Annotated in this window: 5 protein-coding genes and 1 pseudogene; 2 read left to right on the plus strand and 4 right to left on the minus strand. The window is 41.5% G+C overall.

Annotated features, from left to right (window positions below; all coding sequences use genetic code 11):
• Positions 1–194 precede the first annotated feature (194 nt).
• Positions 195–520: pseudogene (locus A7Z06_RS21430) on the plus strand (SymE family type I addiction module toxin).
• A gap of 42 nt (positions 521–562) precedes the next feature.
• Here A7Z06_RS21430 and A7Z06_RS21435 read toward each other — a convergent pair.
• Positions 563–886, minus strand: a complete 324-nt coding sequence (locus A7Z06_RS21435) for a hypothetical protein (protein ID WP_000548579.1) — start codon at positions 884–886, stop codon at positions 563–565.
• A 1-nt stretch (position 887) separates the two neighbouring features.
• Positions 888–1181 (minus strand): HYD1 signature containing ADP-ribosyltransferase family protein, encoded by a 294-nt coding sequence (locus A7Z06_RS21440; RefSeq protein ID WP_001216788.1) that lies wholly within the window; start codon positions 1179–1181, stop codon positions 888–890.
• Positions 1182–1458: 277 nt separating this feature from the next.
• Here A7Z06_RS21440 and A7Z06_RS21445 point away from each other — a divergent pair, with 277 nt between their 5' ends.
• Positions 1459–1719: a SymE family type I addiction module toxin gene (locus A7Z06_RS21445; RefSeq protein WP_029365860.1), complete on the plus strand. Its 261-nt coding sequence runs from the start codon at positions 1459–1461 to the stop codon at positions 1717–1719.
• Between the two features lie 45 nt (positions 1720–1764).
• On the opposite strand, the gene A7Z06_RS21450 is transcribed toward A7Z06_RS21445, so the two are convergent.
• Complete coding sequence (locus tag A7Z06_RS21450) at positions 1765–2031, minus strand: MafI family immunity protein (protein WP_000989235.1); 267 nt, start codon at positions 2029–2031, stop codon at positions 1765–1767.
• A partial coding sequence (locus A7Z06_RS21455; RefSeq protein ID WP_180515090.1) for an RHS repeat-associated core domain-containing protein occupies positions 2028–2580 on the minus strand: 553 nt, incomplete at its 5' end. The genes A7Z06_RS21450 and A7Z06_RS21455, both read right to left, overlap by 4 nt.

Below are 2580 nucleotides of genomic sequence, written 5' to 3' on the forward strand. Positions count from 1 at the left end.
TTCTCCTTATTTATGTAAGGAGTATTTGATTATATATAAGCTGTGAAAAACAGTTTTGAGTAATAAGGAATTACTCAATTATTGAATATATAGTGCGAATTATTTAGTGCAAAAAACAACGTTATGTCATCTTTCCCTGGGGCTGCCCCCCTTAATCACCGCTCACCACAAGCAACTAATCAAGGTAGTTAATCATGGCTGAACACGATATTACGCCAGAAGTCACCATTTCCAAAACACAGCGCCGCTATAAAGTCGGCTATGTCAGAACCCGCCACCAGGAGCGCACAACAGGTATAGCCCGGTATTATTCACAACATCCCAGCCTGCACCTTAAGGGCGACTGGCTGAAGCGGGATTTGATACCGGGACGGGCGTCACGGTGAAGATCTCGGAAGGGTGCCTGATCCTGATCGCTGACTGCAACGAGGTGCAGGAACTGAGGAAGGAACTTTATCAGGTTAAACAGGTGGTTAAAGGAATGAAGGTCGGGATATCCGGTGTATTGAAAGAAGCGTAAAAATAAAAGCCGGGGAGATTTAATTCCTCACCCGGCTTTATTTTAGTCGCCTGGTTTTTCCCAATACTTTATTTTTTCCATTTCTCTTTCGATATCATCCATATCATCATCGCCTAGTTCGTTATTAAATTTCTCCGTTATAATCATTCTTATATGTGCAAGACGATGAGTTATTTTATTTCTATCAATAAATCCAGTGGTTTCTTTGCAATAAGCAATTTCATTATTAATCATATTATCATCACTTTGAGAATGATAATAATACCGGGCTATGTCTCTAAGAGAAATCAGCAAGTAATTAATTTCACTTAGAACAGACAATGCCTCCTCTCCAGTTAACATGATGTTTTTATTATCTTTATGCATATTATTTCCGTTTAGTGATTTTTGCATTATCAGAAAGAGTGATATCACCTTTTGCAGTCAATTCATCGGTGTGATATCGTGGATTAGGTACCCATTCAAGTTGTTCATTTGGAACATCAGTTTCAACATAATCACGTCCACGGCCCGGTTTTATTTGATATTTACTTTCAACTTCGACTTGACTTAATGGTTTTTTACTAGCCGGTTCAAGATACACTCTATTATTATCTTTTGCCAATATTTTACCTGTTTTACCAATCTCGGTTGAACCCTTACGATTAGTATAATGCCGCACACGAGTAGTTCCATTACAGAGCTCTTTTTTTAATCCGAGTGGATCACTATATTTCAGCGGATTAGGCGCATATTGGTAGAGGTTTAATCCGCCTCTTAGCCCTATCGGGTCAAATCGCGCAATCTAATCGAAGTCCGGATCGTACTATCAGTTTCGTCTATAAATCACTAAAACCATCACGTCATAGTTCATACGCTACCGCCGCCCCCTGATAAAGTAAGCTATCTGCACGAAGTTAATTTTACTATCTAATCAGCAGATTAAATATAAAAATATCATTTCCAAAACACAGCGCCACTGTACCGTGGGCTATCTGCCCAACCGCAGTGACACGCGGGTGATCAAAATCAGCGCCAAATGGCTGAGAGAAGCGGGATTTGAGATCGGCACGGGCGTTACCGTGAAGATCTCGGAAGGCTGCCTGATCCTGCTAGCGGATAACAACGAAGTACAGGAACTGCGCAGGGAACTTTATCAGGTTAAACAGGCAGTTAAGGGGATGCGTGACGGGATGTTTAGTGTGCTGAACGAACATTAAATAATAAAAAGCCGGGAAGATTTAATTTCTTACCCGGCGTTATTACTATTTAACTAATTTTTTTAAATAAATAACAACATCATGTTCTAACAAATTATTGAAGATATTATTAAAAGTACATAGATGCTCATATTCACTCTTTGTTATAACAAGATCATTCTCGCAGAGATAATCACATAATATTTCAAAAGCTAATGGCTCTTCCCCAAAATCGATGTAACTCAACGCATAATTCAGTTCATCTTCAGAAAGTCTGCCATGAAAATTTTCACCAAATTCTTTTAACTCTATACCAGTAGTAGTAGTCATCATTTTGCGCCCGGTAAAGGTGGAATCGGTCCACTATCAGGAAATGCAGTAACTATTCTTCCCTTGGCTGGTTGGAAAACTACTCGAATCCGTACTCCATCTCTGACTTCCCATGCCACCCAATTAGCAGCTTTTCCTGCTTTCGTTAATGCGCCTCCAGTTCCTTGCTGGGCATACCATTTAGTCGATGGTGAATTCACAATATCATCAACTTCGGAAATAATCTTTTTCGCATCCCATGATTGAGGAAAAGTCGTTTTACCTGGCTGACCTGGCCACATATGACCACCACTACCAGGACCATCACCATGAAGAATGTGTTGTTGCGCTTTTGGACCACAACCAAATAACCCCAGCGGATCGATCCATGACAACGGATTCGGCGCGTATTGGTAGAGATTTATTCCACCAAGCAACCCTATCGGATCCGGCTGCGTAAACCGCCCGACATCCGGATCATAGTACCTGTGCAGATTGTAGTGCAGCCCCGTTTCCCTGTCGAGGTACTGTCCCTGGTAGCGCAGGCTCTGCTCCACCCCGCCGTGATCCTTC

Origin of the sequence: Escherichia sp. MOD1-EC6819 (genome assembly GCF_002965765.1) — a bacterium.
In the GTDB taxonomy this organism is placed as follows: domain Bacteria; phylum Pseudomonadota; class Gammaproteobacteria; order Enterobacterales; family Enterobacteriaceae; genus Escherichia; species Escherichia ruysiae.

What these genes read in the sequence shown, in the direction of transcription:
- A7Z06_RS21435 (WP_000548579.1), bottom strand. Translation starts at nt 886, where the DNA reads ATGCATAAAGATAATAAAAACATCATGTTAACTGGAGAGGAGGCATTG.
- A7Z06_RS21450 (WP_000989235.1), bottom strand. Translation starts at nt 2,031, where the DNA reads ATGATGACTACTACTACTGGTATAGAGTTAAAAGAATTTGGTGAAAAT.